The sequence below is a fragment of the Paenibacillus sp. KS1 genome (genome assembly GCF_001680695.1).
Lineage (GTDB): Bacteria > Bacillota > Bacilli > Paenibacillales > Paenibacillaceae > Paenibacillus_B > Paenibacillus_B suaedae.
Map to the genome: position 1 here is coordinate 1 of NZ_MAIS01000112.1, position 17,936 is coordinate 17,936.

The window sequence follows — 17,936 nt, forward strand, 5'->3', positions numbered from 1 at the left end:
AATAGGCTGGAGCCTATTTTGTAATCGTTTGGGATGAGTGCTTAACAGAAAATGTTGATTGTCTTGGATCCGCCTTCTTCGCCTTCTTTTTCAACTGAAAATGCCATTTGATTCACCTCCATAATTTGGTTTGTTTGCCACTTGCAAGTTCAGGATAATTCCATTTTATACTAATGTCAACTCTTTTATTGAAATTATTTTTGGTATAATATATAACAAGAAAAGGTTAATTCCATGTATAACAACATTCTAGTTATTACCCTCTAATCTCTAATTACACAAGTTATTTCCACACTGGTTTTAAGATGATTCACTCCCTTATTGCGAACATTCGATATCACTCTCCACAACAAAAAGAGCCAATATCCTGCAGGCAGAATAATGGCTCCCCAACGTATATGTTATCTGTTACTTGTAATCATGACTCTTCCTCTCGTTTCTTAAGGCAAATATTCATATCTTACGTCAACCCAAGCATTTTCGTTTGTGGCAAGACCTAACGTTGCAGCAACGCCTGGCGACAAATCGATCCCGGCAGGATTGAGCACCTTGCGACCCTGTGCATCCTTGCCATTGTTCCAATTGTTATAATAGGCAGCTGTTGAAGCAGGAGTACCCAATGCTAATCCAGAGCCGAATCGTCTAGGATTGCTTCCGTTGGCAGTATCCCAGTAATTATCATCGACATTCCAAGGACCAACATCCTTCACTTCTACACCAAGGGCAGACTTAACCGTATTTGGATTATAAACATTGACTACATACTTCGGATTGCCATACGTCCCTCGCAATTGGACTGGGATATTACTAATCCAGCCTTTATTCGCAAATTTAATATATTTATCAGGCAGTGCGACCTCATAGGAGCCGCTTATATCTGGATCATATTGAGTTGCAAAAATTCCAGAGATTCGCGGTACGTCAGCATTTGCACCGTATTTTGTCTTCAACCATGTATTTCTATATTCTTTCTCGTCTGCCCACCACTTCGTCACCCATTCTTCGAAGGCAATGTGCTTATCTTGGAGCAGACTCTGTAAGGCAGCATTCCGTACTTGAAATAAGGTGTCTGCCTTCGCGTTATAGCTGTCCACCGTTAGCGACTGCGCCTGCAGCTGCAGTGCTCTGGCTGAATCACGTTCTTTGAGCCCCATATCCTTTAGTTGTGTCATTTGCTGATCGGACAATCCCAGAGCCGACTGAAGTGAGGCTACATCCGCCTTCAGCTTGTCGTCCTTGGTCCAAAATAAATAATTCAATACTTCCTTGCTGTCCAGCAGTGGGTTCGATTGTTCATCAATTGCATTTCCATAAGCAGATCCCGTCGAAGCAAAGAGAGACAAAATGAGAGTAAAAAGCAACATGATGGTCATATTCCTTTTTAACATAAGCTTCGCCTCCATATTTCATGGCATGTAATCCGTGCTTATTCATTACTCGCAAAACGATACCGGCTTACGACAAATATGCCAGAAGGACCTTCTTTACTCGGTTGGATGAGCTCTAGCTGAATGCTTCTCCCGTCTTTGAGTGTGTATTGGACAACTTTCTTGGCTTTCTCATCTACAATAAGCTTCACATCAATGTCTTCATTAACAACGAGGCCTTCTTGTGTATTGAGATACTCTCTTGATACTTGCTGCCAGTCTGTTAGTCCAGGCTTATGGCCTTCATCCACCTGTTTTTGCAAATTATCTGCTTCTTGCTGCGAGAAATTAGTGCTAACCCAACCCTCACCCTTTGAAGGTGAACCTGAACAACCAATCAATACAAACACTACAACTAAAAGTATGGCGCTAACGGAAAAGAAACTTGTCTTTACTCTCATATACGCGTCTCCTTCTCATCATTCGTATTTGTTGCCACGCTGACATGTTATTGACGCGCAAGTCTTGACCAATGTTTCTCGCATCACATCAAAGGCATCCCCCGCTTCTCTGATTGTTAGGGCTTGTCCCTCTTGTTGCCATCCAACTGATGTATATCTATTACTACGTAATAGACCAATCAAACTTGACACAAATGTGAAAATATAAAAGCAGATTAAGCTCATTGAGACGAAAGACTAGATTGTAACCATATGGAGTAGAAGAAATGATAATCGGTAACCGAGGGGGTATGCTGGGAGTTATTGTAGCGTTCACACAAATACGAACACCTTATCGGGAAGCCGTGAGGCGGGGTATCCCATTGACATCCTCACGTGCCTCCCTGCACAAGCGTATCCTTGTGCATGCCTGAGGTGCTTCCAACTACATCAATTGCTTATGCAAGCTCACGAGTGCTCGCAGACAGATTCAAGAAATAGATCAACGTCTTCTGAACTCGTTGAATCACTTGCTCCTGAACAGGCTGCCCTTCTGCTGTGAATTGTCTTGCATCACCGCCGATGGAAATCCATTCTGGACAGTTAATTCCGTGCACATTGCGAACGATTGTCTGTAAATGCGTCAACGAACTGATACCAACCGCACCACCAGCAGAGCTGACCGACAAAACGACCTTATTGTTGAAATAGTCAAAGCTCAAATAATCGAGCGCGTTCTTCAATACGCCGGATATACTCCCGTGATACTCAGGTGTAGCCAACACAATGGCATCCGCTGCGAGAACCGACTCTCTTAACAGCTTCACATTCGTATGCTGTTCTGCATCGTCTGGGCTGTAAAGAGGAAGCTGCAGTTCATTGAGGTCAATGACTTGAGCCTCATGGCCTTTCTCCTGAATACTTGCTGCTAGATAACGAACGAGCTTCGTGCTTGTTGCTTCTTTACGATTGCTGCCTGAAATACATACGATACGCATGATCGCACTCCCCTTCCATCATCATTCGGCTGACAAGCGTCTATTACGTCTGTTAATCTCGAACGGGGATGATATATCCGCTGCCATTCACGCAGCGTTTCTTCTCTAGCAAAGTCAAGCCCTCCCAAGTAACACCTGGGATCTCCCGCTCGAAATGTGCTTCTGCTTGCAGAAATGCTTGTTCTTCTGTATCTGCTGTCAGCACACATACGAACGTTCCTTGCGTCGAGGACGCTTCCAACCGATATATGTACATTTTTCCATCCCCTTCCCTATCGCACATCATACATAAAACCAGAATCATGCGTCAAGATGTCACAACAATTGATAACCTCTATCCCTCTCCGCCCATCTAGCAAATATACAAGAAAACCCGGCCAACCGCATGATGCGGCTTCGCCGGGCTTATCCAAAGCTGCGTGAACCAGCAGCGTCTTATTGACACAGACGCGAAGCCAATTCGTACAGCTCCATATTGAATTCCTTCTTCGTGTTCACAACGAGATCGATGTCTGTAGCGACCAGCTCACCCTTAATCATACCGCAAGCCTTGCCGGATTCGCCTTCCATCAGCTTGCGAACTGCAAAGTCGCCTAGACGGCTTGCCAAGATACGGTCGAACGCTGTTGGGGAACCACCGCGCTGAATATGACCGAGAACCGTAACGCGCGGCTCAACAGTTGGGCAGCGTTCAATGATGGCGTTCGCGACATCTTCACCGCGTCCAACACCTTCCGCTACGATAACGATGCTGTGACGCTTGCCGCATTCGAAGTTCTCACGCATACGACCTGCAACTTCATCGATGTTATGGTCAACTTCAGGTACAAGAATCGATTCCGCACCACTAGCAAGACCTGCATACAGCGCTATATCTCCACAATGGCGACCCATCACTTCTACGACGGAAGAACGCTCGTGGGAGCTCATCGTATCGCGAAGCTTGTTCACTGCGTCAACTACGATGCTGACAGCTGTGTCGAAGCCAATTGTATAATCTGTAAAGGAAATATCATTATCAATTGTTCCAGGCAGACCCATTGTCTTGATGCCAAGCTTGCTCAACTTGTTCGCACCTTGATAAGAACCGTCGCCACCGATAACAATCAAGCCATCGATGCCGTGCTTACGCAAAATGTCTGCACCCTTTTGCTGGCCTTCTGGAGTTCTGAACTCTTGGCAGCGAGCGGATTGCAGAATCGTTCCGCCACGTTGAATGATGTCACCTACACTGCGAATATCCATTGGGCGAATATCTTCATTCAATAACCCTTGATAACCGCGCTGAACTCCATAAACCTCAATTCCATTGAATATAGCTGCACGCACTACTGATCGGATTGCAGCGTTCATACCTTGTGAGTCTCCGCCGCTTGTCAATACGGCAATCTTTTTTACAGCAGTCATGATTCGTTTCCTCCCTCATAATCCTCAATACATATGTTTACGTATCCAGAGGCTGTTCAACCAGAAAAATAATCGCATAAGCGGACTATTCTTCATGAGGCGCTTGGATACTTGTTGAACCGCGGCCTGTTCCCTTACTTTCGGATCTGATAAATATAGAGCTAGCAGCCCTTCTATAATCATACGATGAAATCGTCCATCCGGCAGTGAGCTAACTCGCACCGTTGCAAGGTCTGCAAAGTGGCCAATCCGGTTCACGACCAAGCTCTGATCGTCGTAATAATTGCAGAAATTCAAGTCTCCGCCGGCACGATCTTCTTCTTGGTCAATTAAATAATCTAACATAATATGCAGTCCACATACATATGGAAAATATGCCTCTAGAATGCGGTCTGCATCTGCTTGCGTCAGACTCTCGTCCGCCGCAGCCAAAAATAACTGGAACACACCTAGTGTGGAGCCGGTCGCCGCAGCGAATTCATTCCAGCCCAGCTCCATATAAGCCGATTCATGCAGACTCCACCAATCCAGCAGCGCCTGCTCCCGGGAATCCGGGTGAATATGCTTGTACACCTGAAGGTCTGTATACAGTCCGACGAGACGAACAATATGCGGCTGTGCGATTCCATACGCCGGCAGTGAAGCAATACTATCTCTGCACGTCTGTACTAGATCACGCAAATAGCCTCCGTCCTCTTGATCATCACGGAGCGCATAATAGTCTTTGAGCGGTTCGTCCGGTTGGACCGCATCCAGCATAGCCTGATGGAGCAAGCGGAAATCATCCGCATCCATCGAGGTGCTTCGGTCGCACAGGTTGTCCAAATAGTCACTGATCGTCTGAAAAGCAACAATGAGCGGGATCAATATATGGCGTACATCTAATCTAGCCGCAGCGTATACCGCACCGCCCTCACAATGAAATTGCTTGCTAGCGATGCTCGCGAGCGCCTGCTTGCGCAGCTCCTCGTTCGGAATTCGTTCAGCCCGCGTCTGCCAGCTTGCCAACGATTGACGAACCCCCGGCAATATATACTTATATACGCGGTACATGAGTCCGAGCGGCTCTTTCGGAGCTCGCGTACGGCGTTGCCTCACCTGATTCAAGAAAATCCTCCGTCCTCTGTGTAGGTCAACTTCTACGAGATGATGTGATTCACATTTATTGCGTACCCATTTTAATCACACCTATTATATTACGAAGTGACTAATTGCACAAACGATTGCATGCGATAATCACTAGTGGTGATTTTTGGCATCTACGTCCTGATGAACCCGGTACCACAAATTCAAATCGATAATTTGCGAAGCAAGCTCTGCGATCTCGCTATTCAGCCGGCAGGAAGCCTCAAATTGCTCCTCCTCATTCAGCGCATTCTGCTTCAAAACAATCGTACGTTCCAGCTCTTTAATACGGTCGGGAATTCTGCCGCGAGTGTGTTCCCACTTGTCCATAATGAGCACTTGTTCGTCCCAGCTCATTCCATCCCAAGAATCCTCAACTATGGGCACTTCAATACCAAGCCGTTCATCGAATTCGAACCAATCATTCACCATGCTGCCGTACCTCCGGTAAATTAGGATGCATCATTAATGCTGTTAATGTACCATGCCGCTTGCGAGGATGTAAATGACGAAACCGCCCCAATCCACAGGAAGCATGCTATACTAGGGATTATTCCATTTTTACTTGCTGAGTTGACAACTCCGATTTATACACATTCAATTACTTCATGGAGGGAACACGCATGGCGTATCCGGCACCCCGGAACACAGAAGCGCATTGGCTGCGCGCCTTTACATTTATGATCTTTATGACCTCTTCGGTCGTTGTATCGTATTTGCCGCTCTACTACAAATCATTGCAGTTTACAAGTGTCCAGATCGGGCTTCTCTATTCCATTGGACCGCTCATCTCTATCATTTCCAACCTATTCTGGGGCGTAACCAGCGATAAACTCGGTACGTTGAAAAAAGTGCTCATCACGTTGTTGGTCGCACAAATCGTATTATCTGTGGCACTTGCTCAAGTATCCTCGTACGGGTTGGTTGCTCTGCTTCTCGTTTGCTTTTATTTCTTTTACTTTCCGATATATCCACTGAACGACAGCTTCGCGATTATGACTGCACAGGCTCAAGGCAAGAGCTTCATCGGCATTCGTGTTTTTGGCTCGATCGGTTTCGCTGTATCTGCGCTTGTATTCGGATTCATATTACGTTCGGTAGGTGCCTCGTACAGCATATGGGTCATTGTTCTGCTTGGCATACTGTCGCTGGGGCTTGCCTTCCCCCTTACCGATAAGCGCGCCACGATGAAGAAGATGGAGCTGTCTGGATTGTGGGTTGTCCTGCGGCAGCGAGAAGTACTGCTGTTCTTCTTGTTCGTGCTGCTGCTTGCCATTGGACATCGTCTGAATGAAGCCTTCCTCGGATTATCATTGTCCCAGATTGGGGCAGATGAATCTTTGGTTGGATGGGCTTGGATGCTCTCAGCGCTTAGTGAAATCCCGATCTTCTTCTTATTGAATGCCTATGGGGAGAAATTCAAGGAACTGCCGCTATTAGCATTCTCCGGGTTAACCTATACCATTCGGCTTCTGCTTATTGCAGTGCTGCAAGATCCAACATGGATTGTATCTACGCAACTGCTGCACAGCGTGTCATTCGGGATCTTTTATTTCGTTGCCGTTCGCTATATAAGCCGTGTCATTCCTGACGAATATCGTTCAACAGGGCTTGCACTGTATACGATCGTCTGGTCCAGCATCGCAGGGCTCATAAGCGGAACTTTCGGTGGAATCTTAATGCAATCCTTCGGCAAGGATGTGCTATATGAGGTTGCAGCAGGCTTCTCATTCATAGCCTGCCTCGGCTTCATAACAATGTCCATTATTGCCAGTCGTAGTGAAACAGCGACAATTCGAGCGTCCAGCAGACAGAGCTAATTGCATTTTTTCAACTGTACCGTATAATAGTAGTAGGTCTTAATACAAGGTCTTAAAGCAATCATACTACTCGTTCGGTGGAGGGTCACCAATATGACAACAACGTATGAAACAATAAAGGAAGTCATTCATGGGCGCCGCAGCGTTCGTCGCTACGATGAACGTCCCGTGTCTGTCGACGACATTAAAGAGCTTGTGGATTGTGCGCGTTACGCGCCAAGCGACACAAACTCCCAAACATGGGAGTTCATCGCCGTTGTGAATCGTTCGATGATCAAGCAAATCGAGCAGCTTACATGGGATGCACTGCATGCCAAGGCTCAAATAGCGGAAGAGCAAGGATTAAACAAGGAAGCGAGAATGCTGCTCAAGTCCTTCGGGCCCTATGCAACAGCCTTCTCAGACGCACCAGCACTCATTGTATGCTTAGCGACGCCTTACACTTCGAAATTCCGTGAGCGCATCTTCGATCCGATTCAATTGGTGCCGACTGCGGTATGGGATGAAGAGGGCATTAAGAGCAGCTGCTTGGCCATTCAAAATCTGATGCTAGCCGCTCATGCGCAGGGCTTGGCTACCTGTCCAATGACTGGCCCTGTCCTACTGGCTGCTGAAGCAATCAAGTCACTGCTTGACATTCCAGAAGACCGCCAGGTCAACATGGTGCTTGCACTCGGCTATCCGCTGGAATCACCGGCCAAGCTCCCACGCAAGCCGGTCGAAGAGATACTGCGCATCATTGAATAACAGGACATGTCCACGTACCAATAGCACATGAAGCCCCTTAGCTCCCCACAATAACTGTGGCGGAGCAAGGGGCTTCTCTTTTGGGAGATTCGTATTATTCCTACTATAAAGATCTGATATTACTGCCGGATCTATGTTCCATTCACTTCTGTAGCATCAAATACACGATGATCACCCATCTGTTTCCCCGCATGAAGGAGACGGAACTGGACAGGCGTCATTCCCTCTTGCTGCTTGAATCGATGAATGAAATAACTCGTGTGCATGAAGCCAACCTCCAGTCCCACCTGCTGGACAGACAGCCTCGGGTAAGCGAGCAGAAGCTGCTTCGACTTACGAATCCGCAGACGTATCACATATTGAAGCGGCCGCATATCAAGTGTTCTTCGAAACAGCTTGCATACATACTGCGGAGTAACACCTATCTGGTCGGCCATCTGCTGAAGTGTAAGCTCCTGATGAACATGTTCTTGAATCCACTCCAACAACGGCGTTAACGGATCATTATCCACGTGCCGCCCTTCCCTGACAAGAGTCTCCCATCCGGATTGAGTCCACGCCATAATCAGCTCATAGGCAAGTCCTGACAGCATTGTGCCGTGTCCTTCATTGAACGAGGATCGGTTCAATAGAGCAATCGCCCTCTTGATTGGCTCTAGCGTGAGCTCAGGGTTCATTGGAGTAATCCTTGTCGATTGATACAATTGAGTCGCAGTCAGCAGCTCCTGCGATAAGCTTCCTTGAAATCCAAACCAATAGATTCCCCATGGCTCCTCAATTGGCCTATATTCATGCGGTATATGAGGATATAAGATAACACCCTGCCCAGTCTCTACAACGATAGGCTCGCTCATCCCCTTCCACCAGAACTCGCCGCGGCCGGACGTGCATTGCAGCCACTGGTAATCAGGATATCCGCTCAGTCGTACAATTTCCTGTTGGCTTACCCAGCTTCCTACCGTGGTTACAACGAGTGGCAACGACCGCTCACGCTCGCTGATCATTGGAAAATGAAAATGCTGCATTGACTTCACCTGTTTCGAGTTTCATATATTGTTATTTCAAATAAAATCGTTAGATTGATTGCGCGTCTTTTTTCATTTTATCATATATACAATCAACAGCCTTTTACATTCATATCGTGATATTGAGTCAATAGCATTTGAAGGGAAGATGAGAATGTCAGTAGAACGAATGAACCTGGTAAATCCGCACAATGAACAAGCTGCATTAACACTGAATGAATTATTGCAGTCACCTACTGTATTGCATCAACAACGCCTCCATGACCGTGCCTACTTCATTCCTTGTGCAAGCGCCTCCGAAGCACTAACGTACGAGCGCGGTGCATCGACCTATTTTCAGCAGCTGAGCGGCACCTGGAAATTCAGCTACGCAGCGAGTCCGGAGCAAGCGCCGGCAGCGTGCTGGATGCCCCAGTACAATGATTCCGATTGGGACGAGATTCCGGTACCTTCAAATTGGCAAATGCACGGTTACGGAAAACCAGAATATACGAATATCCTCTATCCGTTCCCAGTTGAACCTCCCTTTGTTCCCCATGAGAATCCTACTGGAACGTACCGCAGGACATTCTGGATTGAACCAAGCTGGATGGAGCAACGAGTCGTCCTTCGATTCGAAGGTGTGGACAGTGCATTTCGAGTATGGGTGAACGGGCACTATATTGGCTACAGTCAAGGAAGCCGCATTCCTGCTGAATTCGACATCCGTCCCACGCTGCAGCAAGGTTTGAATCAAATTACCGTTCAGGTATACCAATGGTGCGACGGCTCCTATCTGGAAGATCAGGATATGTGGTGGTTAAGCGGTATTTTCCGCGATGTGTATTTGCTAGCCTTCCCGACGGAGCATATGTGGGACTTTACGGTTCGCACACACCTGCTCGACAATGGTGAGCGTGCTCAACTGGACGTTGATGTCGAGCTCTGCATCAGCGAGGAGGCTGCGCAGTCACATACATTTGCATGGACATTATTGAATGCTGCCCGCCAGCCAATTTCGCCGACTAACACGATCTTGGTAAGTGATCAATGCCAGCAATCAGACCCGTTCATCCGGGTAAGCACTACCGTGGAAGCCCCTACACTATGGTCAGCGGAGACCCCTTATTTGTATCATCTTGTTCTGGAACTTCGAGACAAGGACCAAGAGGTCATTCAAGTAATCTCGCAGCGAATCGGATTCAGAGAAGTGAAGCTTACCGGTAAGAATCTTCTCGTAAACGGGAAGGCCATCATGTTCAAGGGCGTCAATCGGCATGAATTCCATCCGGATCATGGACGTGCGGTTCCCTATGCCACAATGGTCGAAGATGTGCGCTTAATGAAGCAGTTCAACTTGAATGCTGTGCGGACCTCACACTACCCGAATGATCCGCGCTTCTACGCCTTATGTGATGAGGCAGGGCTATACGTAATCGACGAAGCGGACTTAGAAACACATGGATTTCAAGCTGCTGGGTGTTGGTCACTGCTCAGTGAGGATGAGACGTGGAAACAGGCCTATGTGGAGCGAATGCAGCGGATGGTAATCCGTGACAAAAATGCGCCGAGCGTCATCATGTGGTCGCTTGGCAATGAATCCGGCTGTGGGCCCAATCATGCAGCCATGGCTGAGTGGGCACAGCAATATGATCCGACTCGCCCCGTTCATTACGAAGGCGATTGGAGCAACATGCTTGAACTCGGCATCCGCTCAACGATGTACCCAACACTCGAAGCCATTGAGAAGGTTGTCCAGTCTGATGACGATCGTCCGTATATTTTATGTGAATTCGCGCATGCAATGGGCAACGGCCCGGGAGCGCTTAAGGACTACGTGGAAATGTTCTATCGCTACCCGAAGCTGCAAGGTGCGTTCGTCTGGGATTGGGTCGATCAAGGCATTCGGCGTGAGCGAGAGGATGGCCGCCAAGAAATGGCGTATGGCGGTGACTTCGGCGAGCTTATTCATGACGGAAACTTCTGCTTGAATGGACTCATCGACGGAGACCGTAAGCCGTGGCCCGCTCTGCATGAATACAAAAAAGCGATCGAGCCTGTCAAAGTCTATGCCAGCAGTGAACCAGGAGAATATATCATCGAGAACCGGTACGACTTCCTTCCATTATCATGCTTGCGCGGTCACTATTCCATCATTGCCGATGGTGAACTAATTGCCGAAGGGACATTCGAGGTGCCCGAAGTACCTCCACGTGAGCGCGCTGCATGGCGGTGGGATGCGCGGACAGCGATTCGAGCCGCGTTCGGCCATACGATATCTGAACCGGCATTTCAGCATATGTGGCTTCGGTTCTCCTTCCGTTCGGGTAGCGGCACTTATGGCACAATCCCCTGGCTTCCTGTGGGTCATGAAGTGGCATGGGCTCAATTTGAGCTTGAGCCTTCGCAGGTTCTTAAGCTACAGCATACCGATTGCATACAGGAGACAGCAGCTTCCTCTACCATATCATCGTCTAAGAGCAGCCTGACATCCGGCTTCGGTATTAATACTGCCCCTGCAGGCATGATGTCGCTGAAGCCCATTTCGATCCATGACCAAGGAGCTAGCCTCATCCTTACAGGCAGCAGCTTTATTATGGAGATCAATCGGTCAGACGGAAGCCTTCTCTCTTGGCGTTTCCATAACACAGATTTGCTAACTGGCAGTCCCCGCCTTCAATTATGGCGTGCCGTTATCGATAATGATCGCTATCTAGTGACGGATTGGCGGAATGCTCGACTACATCAATTGAAGAAACGGATAAAACAGGTGACCATCGATTCATCACGCGCAGCAGAGGGGATGATTACCGTAACGACCTGCTTCCGGTTAGGAGCACCCGCCTTTATGTGGGGATTGGCCTGTGAGCAGATCATGACCATACAAGGAAATGGGATCATACAGCTGCACATTGACGTACGGCCTGAAGGATGCCATCCAGAGGTTCTCCCTCGTTTTGGCTACGAGCTTGGCATCCCTGCCGGCTTGAATTCCTGCAGCTGGTATGGACGCGGTCCAGGCGAAAGCTATGTCGACAGCAAGGAAGCAGCTGCAATTGGCTGGTACGAAGCGAAGGTCGATGATCTTATGGTGGCATACGAGAAGCCGCAGGAGAATGGCAATCGTACAGATACAAGATGGGTATCTTTTGTGAACGCTCAAGGCACGGGACTATTCTTTACAAGCAGTTCTAGAGTGGACACCTTTGACTTTAGCGCCCATCGCTACTCGGTCATGGACTTGGAGAATGCCGCCCATCATGCTGATCTAGTGCCTCGAAGCGATATTGTTCTCCATCTGGACAAAGCACAGAATGGTCTTGGTAGCAACAGCTGCGGCCCGAGAGCGCTCCCTGAGCATGAATTGAAGTGCAAGGACATGTCATTCAGCCTGCAAGTGATCCCATTCAACTGTGAGACACTGTCTCCGAGGCAACTTGCGCGGCTCGTGAACAGCGGTATTCTATCTTAATCAAATCCAAGACTCTCGGATCGAGCAAATATCTTTAAGAACAAGCCTGATGAACAAACAGGGCACAGAATAACAAAATAATGGGTTCAGGCTACTGCGATCAAATGAGAACATAAAAAAGCAGCCATGCTCAACATGAACATGGCTGCTTGGCGTTGCTAGTGCACTATTTATAAATGACAGCCCTTAACGGGACAATTCATTATAATTTAATGACATTAGCTGCTTGCGCACCGCGATTGCCTTCAGTAATATCGAACTCTACTTCTTGGCCTTCGTCAAGTGTTTTGAAACCGTCGCCTTGGATTGCGGAGAAATGAACGAATACGTCTTCGCCGTTTTCCACTTGGATAAATCCGTAGCCTTTTTCTGCGTTAAACCATTTTACAGTACCTTTCAAAGTCAAAACCTCCTCACTTCTTCGCCCTGACAGGCGAATAGTAATATTATACTTAAGCAAAAAGTCAAACGCAACTTTTCCCACAAAAAAGATTTCTAAAAAAATTGCAAATAATGTGGTCTATATTGCGGCTTTCCAGTGAAATCAGATTTGATTTCATTTAATGGCTAAGGTATCATGATCGGTAAGACAAACTGCTTGGCAATACCGCTTACAACTTAGAGTGACAGTGCCCTGCACCAAGAAACGAGGGAACCAAATTATGATGAAGAAACATGTTATTTATAAAAAGGATAACTGGAATATGCTTACGGTTGAAGTACAGGGCCGTTATATCGTATTACGTGAAATATCCGAACAATGGGGAGAAGAATGCCATAACTTCTTGAGCCGTCCGGCCTTGATGCATTGGGCTGAACAACGCTTTCCTAAAGAAGATTACGTAGGCAAGGAAGAAGAATGGAACGAGATCATGGACAAATTCAAGCAAGTATAAAGGCAGGATGCTTATGAATTCATCAACGAACCTTATTTTTATTTTGCTTGCATTTTCACTTGGAGTGATCCTAGTCTGGAAGAGAGACACGCTGCCGGAGAAGCTGCGCAGGCCGTTGGCGATTACTGCATTATGCTTGATTACATTCGCCTTCTTCCTAATTGTCTACTCTTTCTTTGCGCTCGGCAGTTAGCTTCTTCAACGGAACAAGCACAGCCGTCCGCAACAAATAGTTTGGCGTTCTCTGGTCATACTACCCTACAGATTAATCGGTGAGTGCACACAGCACCATTGCCGCACGGCAACGCTACCGGAGGGGGATATATGGCCACGACACGCCAATTGGTTATCGGGCTGGTCACCTCTGCCATCATGGTGACCAGCCTACTGTCTGCTTCAACAGCCGCTAGTTATAAGCAAGCGACAGCGAAGCCATTATCGCAATATCAATATATGAGGAGGGTACATATGGAACAAGTATGGAAACGTTCAGAAGTCCCACAGGATGTCCGCTGGAAATTGGAGGACTTATTCGGATCACAAGCAGAATGGGACAAAGAATTCTCGCTGGTTAACCAGCTGTTGGATAAGATGAAGCAATATCAAGGCAAGTTGAATGATGCGGAAGCACTGAAGAATTGCTTTGAGCTGGAAGACGATATTTCCCTACATACCGAGCGCCTGTACGTATATGCGAGCATGCGCCATCATGAAGACACAGCGGAACCTGGATATCAGGCATTGTCCGAGAAGGCCAAGCAATTAAGCGTAACAGTTGGGGAGGCACTCTCTTTCATTACGCCTGAAGTTCTGTCCTTGTCTGATGAGCAATTGAATGCCTTTATTCAAGAACCGAAGCTGGCTGCTTATCGCTTCACGTTGACTGAAATGCTGCGCCAAAAGGCACATATTCTGTCCAAACAAGAAGAAGCCCTGCTCGCGCAAGTTGGAAGCATGTCCAAGTCGCCCGAGACCATTTACAGCATGCTGAACAATGCCGACATGAAGTTCCCAACGATTAAGGACGAGAACGGCAAGGATGTAGAGCTGACACATGGCCGCTACATTCAATTCCTTGAAAGCCGCAACAGCGAAGTTCGCAAGGCTGCTTTTGAAGGCGTATACGGTACATATCGCAAGCTTCGCAATACAGTTGCTTCTACACTCAATGCGAACGTACAGAAGAACCTGTTCTATTCTCGCGCACGCAAATACCCTTCCACATTGGAAATGTATCTGTACGGCGACAACATTCCGAAGGAAGTATATACGAATCTGATTGACACGATCCACAAGCACTTGCCGCTTATGCACCGCTACATGAAGCTTCGCAAGCAGCTTCTGGGTGTGAAGGAACTACATATGTACGACCTATTCGCTCCGGTTGTCGATGAGTTCGACATGAATATTACATTCGAAGAAGCGAAGGCAACTGTTAAGGAAAGCTTGAAGCCGCTTGGTGAATCGTATCTGAATGTGCTTCAAGATGGTTTCGACAACGGATGGATTGACGTTTATGAAAATGAAGGCAAGCGTACTGGCGCATACAGCTGGGGCGCATACGGCACGCACCCTTACGTGCTGTTGAACCATAAAGACAATTTGAACAGCATGTTCACATTGACACATGAAATGGGTCATGCACTGCATTCGTACCATTCGGACAACAACCTGCCATATCGTGACGCGCAGTATACCATCTTCTTGGCAGAGGTTGCTTCCACATTGAATGAAGCGCTGCTCATGGATTATATGCTGAAGAAGACAACGGATAAGAAAGAAAAGATGTATCTGCTTGCATACTACATCGATCAATTCCGTACAACTGTATTCCGTCAGACGATGTTCGCTGAATTCGAGATGATTATCCATGATCACGCTGAGAAAGGTGAAGCACTGACACCGCAGCTCCTCTGTGACGTGTACTATGACTTGAATAAGAAGTACTACGGAGATGACATGGTCATCGACAAAGATATCGAGATGGAATGGGCACGTATTCCTCACTTCTATACAAGCTTCTACGTGTTCAAATACGCTACAGGCTTCTCGGCTGCACAAAGCTTCGCGAAGCAAATTCTCGAAGAAGGTCAACCGGCAGTCGATCGTTACACAGGCTTCTTGAAGAGCGGCGGCAGCGACTTCTCGATCAACATTCTGAAGAAGGCCGGCGTAGATATGTCCACTCCGAAGCCAATCGAAGAAGGCATGAGCTTGCTTGAATCCCTTATCAAAGAGATGGAACAGCTCGCAGCAAAATAAATGTAAAAGAGACGCTAGACAGCCTAACTAACTGCTGTCTGGGCGTCTCTTTTTTGTCAGCTATCCTGTCACATTCACTCTTGTATCAAATTGAGTAAACCTAGGGACACGATGCGTGCTAATAGGTAAGAAGCGAAGAAGTTGATATAGCTGCGCTATGCGATTTCGGTTCCATCGAACGGCCAGCTTCGCTGTACGCCTGCCCCATCCAGCTCCGCTTGATAAGCGCTGAGATGCTGCTTATCCTCATAGACCTTGCGCGGAATGATCCCTTGCTCAATCGAATAAGCGATCAAGTGACCGACGGATTCTCCAATATTCCATTCGGTTGGATGCAAGCGATAGCACCCGTTAGTGAGCTGAGTCGTACCGATATTTTTGCAAGCAGGCAGAACATTCGTGACCCGCTTCGGAATGAGAGATCCAAGTGGAATTTCATAAGGCAAGGTCGGAATATAGCAGCTTCGTCCAGTCTTGGTTGTTGTATGCAAATCCATAGAATAATGCCCTACTCCTACACTATCCTCATATCGACGAATACCTAGTCCCTGCCCCTTGCGAAGCTCCTTGCTCACATCAAGTTCCGTTATCGTATATAAGGCATGAATTCTTCTCGATTCACGAATGTAAGCCGACTTAGCAAGGCCATCGTCAGTGCCGACAGATGGACGATACAAGCGGAATTCGGGGTACCCTACTCCACCATCTTCACGTGGCGCTTCTGTCTGAAGCCAGTATAACAGAGACAAGCTTAACTGCTTAGCCTCCTCAACAATCGCATCCCGCTCTTCATAACTCATCTCAACAGGAGATGCAATGGAATAATCATTTTGCGGCCAATTAATTAAGGACAGATCTCCCTCATAATGGCCGTCCCGAAACTGCGATGCGTCCACAGTACGGCGATACGTCCACAGAGGCAGCGGGTCTATACCGTCGGGCAAGCAAATGAACTTGCGCAATTTATGAGTCGCATTCGGCTTTGTATCCCACCAACTTAACAAAGGATAAGGCGATCCTTCATGGTGAAAGCTCCTCCACCAATCATAACTTGCCGGCTTGGCAATCGGCTCATTGCGTTCAGCAGCGTTGGCATCCAGCTTCTCCAGCGACATCACTACTGTAAACGCTTGCAAATCAGCTGGGTCTGCTTCTGTTAACGCATGAGGCTCCCCTGTCATCTGCTGTGATTCAGCACCAACGATATATTCAACACCTGCGAGCGGCAGCACGTCACCACATTCTGTTGCATCTACGTAATATTGTCCAGTGAGTACTGTCTTCTCTCCTGTAATTCGATTGAGCACGGTGATGTCTTGTACAGCATCGCCCTGCGTGTGCGCTTCAAGCGGAACCGTATGATACAAAATGTGCAGACGCCCTTCCTCAACGTGAGGGCAAAGCCAAGCTTGCAGCAGATCATGCGCAACATTCGGCTCGTGACACAGTCGGCTTACCCATCCATTTCCCGGATTGAAAGTATTGTCGTATGCATCTCGATCCTTCAGCAGCTGCGGCTTCACAAGTGCAGCATAATAACTCCGAATCTGATTGCGGAATGCTCGATAAGCAGCAGTACATCCTGTTTGTTCAATCCATGGGTGTTCATCTGGTGGAACTGCTTGGCTGGTAAGCTGGCCGCCAATCCAGTCCGTCTCTTCTGTCATGATCACTTCTAGGCCCCGATTCGCCAGTGTCCATGCTGCCAGTGTTCCCCCAAGCCCTCCACCAATAATGACAACGTCTGCCTTCCTCGTATTCATGAATGTCCCTCCCCATTCACTTCCAGATCATTCCTCCCCATGATCATATCATGACATGTCTGTATTTTGAATCCTTGATCCATAATGAAAATATTTGATTGGAGCAACCATTCAACTTGTGGCGAATGAAGTCGAACATTATACTGAGAATAGATACATAAACATAATGGTAAGGAGGCTACCTGCAATGCGTATTCAATGGTCCCTGCTAGCAGGACTTATATTTGCGCTCATTACGGCGATATTTGCAGTCATTAACGTGAATCCAGTACAAGTGAATCTCTTGTTCGGCACATTCGATGTACCGCTCATTCTTCTCATTTTGGGCTGCACCCTGCTTGGAGCTGTAATTGTCGGTTCATACAGCATCTACCTGCAGTTCCGCTCCCAGAAGAAGATTAAGCAATTGGAGCATCAGCTTGCTCAATATACAGGCGACGCTGACAATAGCTTGTTCGAGAATCATGAATCGACAAACAACCTCGAAGAATTGCATCCTCATGGCGACAGCACGACAAATGAGGATTTAACAGGACTCACATCAAGCACAGCCAATTCGGACAAGATTGATCACTAGCACCAGTACTTGCATCAGTACTTGCATCAGTACTTGCATTAGTACTTGCATTAGTACT

At 47.5% G+C, this 17,936-nt stretch carries 17 protein-coding genes; 7 read left to right on the forward strand and 10 right to left on the reverse strand.

Translation table 11 applies throughout. The annotated features are described in order from the left end of the window. Nucleotides 1-440 precede the first annotated feature (440 nt). The 7 genes from BBG47_RS24950 to BBG47_RS24980 form a co-directional block, all read right to left on the reverse strand. Entirely contained in the window at nt 441-1,388 is a 948-nt protein-coding gene (locus tag BBG47_RS24950) for a hypothetical protein (protein WP_065293989.1), read from the reverse strand. A 38-nt stretch (nt 1,389-1,426) separates the two neighbouring features. Beyond that, on the reverse strand, nt 1,427-1,828 hold the full coding sequence (locus BBG47_RS24955) for a hypothetical protein (RefSeq protein ID WP_065293990.1): 402 nt from the start codon (nt 1,826-1,828) through the stop codon (nt 1,427-1,429). Nucleotides 1,829-2,265: 437 nt separating this feature from the next. Continuing rightward, complete coding sequence (locus BBG47_RS24960; RefSeq protein WP_065293991.1) at nt 2,266-2,805, reverse strand: NADPH-dependent FMN reductase; 540 nt, start codon at nt 2,803-2,805, stop codon at nt 2,266-2,268. A gap of 52 nt (nt 2,806-2,857) precedes the next feature. Next, complete coding sequence (locus tag BBG47_RS24965; RefSeq protein WP_044354322.1) at nt 2,858-3,061, reverse strand: DUF3906 family protein; 204 nt, start codon at nt 3,059-3,061, stop codon at nt 2,858-2,860. 179 nt (nt 3,062-3,240) lie between these two features. Then, on the reverse strand, nt 3,241-4,212 hold the full coding sequence (gene pfkA / locus BBG47_RS24970) for a 6-phosphofructokinase (RefSeq protein ID WP_065293992.1): 972 nt from the start codon (nt 4,210-4,212) through the stop codon (nt 3,241-3,243). Nucleotides 4,213-4,236: 24 nt separating this feature from the next. Further along, nucleotides 4,237-5,319 carry a tetraprenyl-beta-curcumene synthase family protein gene (locus BBG47_RS24975; RefSeq protein ID WP_175400631.1) on the reverse strand — a complete coding sequence of 361 codons (1,083 nt, stop codon included), beginning with the start codon at nt 5,317-5,319 and terminating at the stop codon, nt 4,237-4,239. Between the two features lie 132 nt (nt 5,320-5,451). Next, nucleotides 5,452-5,769: a hypothetical protein gene (locus BBG47_RS24980; RefSeq protein WP_021253244.1), complete on the reverse strand. Its 318-nt coding sequence runs from the start codon at nt 5,767-5,769 to the stop codon at nt 5,452-5,454. Nucleotides 5,770-5,960: 191 nt separating this feature from the next. Here BBG47_RS24980 and BBG47_RS24985 point away from each other — a divergent pair, with 191 nt between their 5' ends. Together BBG47_RS24985 and BBG47_RS24990 are read left to right on the forward strand one after the other, a co-directional pair. Next, nucleotides 5,961-7,157 carry an MFS transporter gene (locus BBG47_RS24985; RefSeq protein WP_065293993.1) on the forward strand — a complete coding sequence of 399 codons (1,197 nt, stop codon included), beginning with the start codon at nt 5,961-5,963 and terminating at the stop codon, nt 7,155-7,157. Between the two features lie 93 nt (nt 7,158-7,250). Further along, nucleotides 7,251-7,904, forward strand: a complete 654-nt coding sequence (locus BBG47_RS24990) for a nitroreductase family protein (protein ID WP_065293994.1) — start codon at nt 7,251-7,253, stop codon at nt 7,902-7,904. Nucleotides 7,905-8,035: 131 nt separating this feature from the next. Here the strand turns inward: BBG47_RS24990 and BBG47_RS24995 are convergent, their stop codons facing one another. Further along, nucleotides 8,036-8,929 (reverse strand): helix-turn-helix transcriptional regulator, encoded by an 894-nt coding sequence (locus tag BBG47_RS24995; RefSeq protein ID WP_065293995.1) that lies wholly within the window; start codon nt 8,927-8,929, stop codon nt 8,036-8,038. 154 nt (nt 8,930-9,083) lie between these two features. Between BBG47_RS24995 and BBG47_RS25000 the strand changes: the two genes are divergently transcribed. Then, on the forward strand, nt 9,084-12,380 hold the full coding sequence (locus tag BBG47_RS25000) for a glycoside hydrolase family 2 TIM barrel-domain containing protein (protein WP_254659918.1): 3,297 nt from the start codon (nt 9,084-9,086) through the stop codon (nt 12,378-12,380). Nucleotides 12,381-12,582: 202 nt separating this feature from the next. Here the strand turns inward: BBG47_RS25000 and BBG47_RS25005 are convergent, their stop codons facing one another. Next, nucleotides 12,583-12,780, reverse strand: coding sequence for a cold shock domain-containing protein (locus BBG47_RS25005; protein WP_005546053.1), 198 nt, complete (start codon nt 12,778-12,780; stop codon nt 12,583-12,585). A gap of 262 nt (nt 12,781-13,042) precedes the next feature. Between BBG47_RS25005 and BBG47_RS25010 the strand changes: the two genes are divergently transcribed. The 3 genes from BBG47_RS25010 to pepF all read left to right on the forward strand — a co-directional run bounded on the left by BBG47_RS25010 (nt 13,043) and on the right by pepF (nt 15,538). After that, nucleotides 13,043-13,276: a hypothetical protein gene (locus BBG47_RS25010; RefSeq protein WP_021253250.1), complete on the forward strand. Its 234-nt coding sequence runs from the start codon at nt 13,043-13,045 to the stop codon at nt 13,274-13,276. A gap of 13 nt (nt 13,277-13,289) precedes the next feature. Then, nucleotides 13,290-13,469, forward strand: a complete 180-nt coding sequence (locus BBG47_RS25015) for a hypothetical protein (protein ID WP_021260126.1) — start codon at nt 13,290-13,292, stop codon at nt 13,467-13,469. Between the two features lie 275 nt (nt 13,470-13,744). Next, a complete protein-coding gene (pepF, locus tag BBG47_RS25020) occupies nt 13,745-15,538 on the forward strand; it encodes an oligoendopeptidase F (protein WP_175400632.1) in 1,794 nt (597 codons plus the stop codon). A 155-nt stretch (nt 15,539-15,693) separates the two neighbouring features. Here the strand turns inward: pepF and BBG47_RS25025 are convergent, their stop codons facing one another. Beyond that, nucleotides 15,694-17,301 (reverse strand): FAD-dependent oxidoreductase, encoded by a 1,608-nt coding sequence (locus BBG47_RS25025; RefSeq protein WP_065293996.1) that lies wholly within the window; start codon nt 17,299-17,301, stop codon nt 15,694-15,696. Nucleotides 17,302-17,488: 187 nt separating this feature from the next. Between BBG47_RS25025 and BBG47_RS25030 the strand changes: the two genes are divergently transcribed. Further along, a complete protein-coding gene (locus BBG47_RS25030; RefSeq protein WP_065293997.1) occupies nt 17,489-17,878 on the forward strand; it encodes a LapA family protein in 390 nt (129 codons plus the stop codon). The last annotated feature ends 58 nt before the right edge of the window (nt 17,879-17,936 follow it).

Coding starts and splice junctions, on each gene's coding strand:
- BBG47_RS24950 (WP_065293989.1), bottom strand. CDS start 1,388: ATGTTAAAAAGGAATATGACCATCATGTTGCTTTTTACTCTCATTTTG.
- BBG47_RS24955 (WP_065293990.1), bottom strand. CDS start 1,828: ATGAGAGTAAAGACAAGTTTCTTTTCCGTTAGCGCCATACTTTTAGTT.
- BBG47_RS24960 (WP_065293991.1), bottom strand. CDS start 2,805: ATGCGTATCGTATGTATTTCAGGCAGCAATCGTAAAGAAGCAACAAGC.
- BBG47_RS24965 (WP_044354322.1), bottom strand. CDS start 3,061: ATGTACATATATCGGTTGGAAGCGTCCTCGACGCAAGGAACGTTCGTA.
- pfkA (WP_065293992.1), bottom strand. CDS start 4,212: ATGACTGCTGTAAAAAAGATTGCCGTATTGACAAGCGGCGGAGACTCA.
- BBG47_RS24980 (WP_021253244.1), bottom strand. CDS start 5,769: ATGGTGAATGATTGGTTCGAATTCGATGAACGGCTTGGTATTGAAGTG.
- BBG47_RS24985 (WP_065293993.1), top strand. CDS start 5,961: ATGGCGTATCCGGCACCCCGGAACACAGAAGCGCATTGGCTGCGCGCC.
- BBG47_RS24990 (WP_065293994.1), top strand. CDS start 7,251: ATGACAACAACGTATGAAACAATAAAGGAAGTCATTCATGGGCGCCGC.
- BBG47_RS24995 (WP_065293995.1), bottom strand. CDS start 8,929: ATGCAGCATTTTCATTTTCCAATGATCAGCGAGCGTGAGCGGTCGTTG.
- BBG47_RS25000 (WP_254659918.1), top strand. CDS start 9,084: ATGTCAGTAGAACGAATGAACCTGGTAAATCCGCACAATGAACAAGCT.
- BBG47_RS25010 (WP_021253250.1), top strand. CDS start 13,043: ATGATGAAGAAACATGTTATTTATAAAAAGGATAACTGGAATATGCTT.
- BBG47_RS25015 (WP_021260126.1), top strand. CDS start 13,290: ATGAATTCATCAACGAACCTTATTTTTATTTTGCTTGCATTTTCACTT.
- pepF (WP_175400632.1), top strand. CDS start 13,745: ATGGAACAAGTATGGAAACGTTCAGAAGTCCCACAGGATGTCCGCTGG.
- BBG47_RS25025 (WP_065293996.1), bottom strand. CDS start 17,301: ATGAATACGAGGAAGGCAGACGTTGTCATTATTGGTGGAGGGCTTGGG.
- BBG47_RS25030 (WP_065293997.1), top strand. CDS start 17,489: ATGCGTATTCAATGGTCCCTGCTAGCAGGACTTATATTTGCGCTCATT.